The sequence below is a fragment of the Clostridium sp. Marseille-Q7071 genome (genome assembly GCF_965112025.1).
The window spans coordinates 1-1,902 of sequence record NZ_CBCOPR010000007.1; the positions used below are offsets into that span (position 1 = coordinate 1).

Below are 1,902 nucleotides of genomic sequence, written 5' to 3' on the forward strand. Positions count from 1 at the left end.
AATATAATGGTAAACAAATATACATTTGTAGAACCTACAGGAAGAGTTTTAGTGACTTTACTAACTTAAAAGCAAGAAGACATTAGATAAGTGGCTTAAATATGCTAAGTGTATGCTTAATGGCTACTTTATAAGTAAATCTGCTGAAATAGTGGGAATAAATATAGCAACAAGTTTCTTTTGGAGATATAGAATTTCTGATTATATAAGTACATTTTTAGGTGAAGGACATGCTAATGAGGTTATTGAAGCAAACTAAGTGTTCTTTGCTTATTCTTGCAAAGGAATTGTACCTAATTATATGCTGCGAATTAAATGAAAGGAGATAGAATTCATATGAAGAAATTTTTAACAACTAAAACTTTAGGTGTTATTGGTGCAATTTCATGGACTGGAACAATTATTTTAAGAGAGACAACACTAAATAGTATTCAAGTATTGAATTTTATATTAGGTATCGCTCCAAATATTGCAGCAGCATGGCTTTTTGCTTTTTTAATAGAAAATATTTATTCTGCACTATTAAAAAGAAAGTTTAAAATTAAAGACGCTCTTGCAATATCGATGACTATTTGGTTATTGAGTTTAGGTTCAGAAATTATCCACGATTTATTTCTAAATAGCCCATTTGATATAAATGATATAATAGCAACAGCCTTTGCTTTAATAGTTTTCTCCATAATTTTTTATTTTAATAATAAAGATTTAAATAGCGAAGTGTAAAACAATAAATAGTATTATTCATAATAGGGGAATTAACTCCCAAGAAGGACAAGCACGAACTTGTCCTTTGATTTATACTTAATTATCAACAATGGTTCAAAACAGAGCAAAATCTCAAGATTATTTCAAAACTCTACTAATTCTATATTAATTTCATTTTATTAAGAAATTGCTTGTAACCTTTTAAATTCCGATGTCTTTAATATATCATCGTATGCTCCACTTTGAATAATTTCACCATGGTGCATAAGAATTATTTCATCAAATTGTTCAAGCTGTTGTTGAGATAATTTATGGGTGACCATGATTATAGTCTTGTCTTTCATATCCATTAAAATATTCTGTAAAATTTTTGTTGTGTTTACATCCGTTGCTGAAAAAGGCTCGTCCATAATACATATTGGAGTATCTGCACTAATCATACGGACAATATTTACTATTTGCTTTTCTCCTCCGCTTAATTGTTGACAATTCTCCTTATATTTTATATTTTCCAATATATTTAAGTTTAACTTATCAACAACTTCATTAATTTTATCATTTTTATATGTGGAAAACATTGAAACATTGTTTATAAAATTTTCTGCAAATATATGCTCATCTTGATTTACACAACATACTATACTTGAAGTATCCAATGTATTTAAATTCTTATTATCAATATAAACACTTCCACTATCTAATTCATTATAATTCATAAGAGTATTTACTATGGTTGATTTACCACACCCACTATGCCCAATTAAAGCGTACTTTTTACCTTTTTCAAATTTATAAGAAAAATTCTTAATTGAAAAATTTTCATAATTAATGTTCACATTTTCAAATTCTATATATGAGTTAAAGTTCTTCTTATTTACTTTATTAGAAAATTCATATTCATTAATATAGGTAAACACTTTAGATTTTACATGCTTTAAAGAACTTATAGTATTTATATCCCTTAAAATTTCATCTATAGGGTTAATAAAGCATTGAATATATCCAAATGTAGCAATTCCTGTGCCTATAGTAATTTCATTTTTTAAAAATAGAATTCCTACTGCAATAAAACTAAATACCCCAATAATATCTACAGCAAATCCATTTATTCTAAGTGTAACAACTTTAAATTTTCCGTATTCATATCTCTTATCTGCTGTTTCTTTAATAATTTTATCATGCTCTTTGCATATGTTA

2 protein-coding genes and 1 pseudogene are annotated in these 1,902 nt (G+C 26.6%); 2 read left to right on the top strand and 1 reads right to left on the bottom strand.

The features are described from left to right. Positions 1–256, top strand: a pseudogene (locus ACWPW7_RS23310) (transposase); the annotation flags it as partial. Positions 257–336: 80 nt separating this feature from the next. After that, positions 337–723 (top strand): hypothetical protein, encoded by a 387-nt coding sequence (locus tag ACWPW7_RS23315; protein ID WP_454055241.1) that lies wholly within the window; start codon positions 337–339, stop codon positions 721–723. Positions 724–884: 161 nt separating this feature from the next. On the opposite strand, the gene ACWPW7_RS23320 is transcribed toward ACWPW7_RS23315, so the two are convergent. After that, positions 885–1,902, bottom strand: a 1,018-nt coding sequence (locus ACWPW7_RS23320; RefSeq protein ID WP_454055637.1) for an ATP-binding cassette domain-containing protein, incomplete at its 5' end; no start/stop codon positions are given.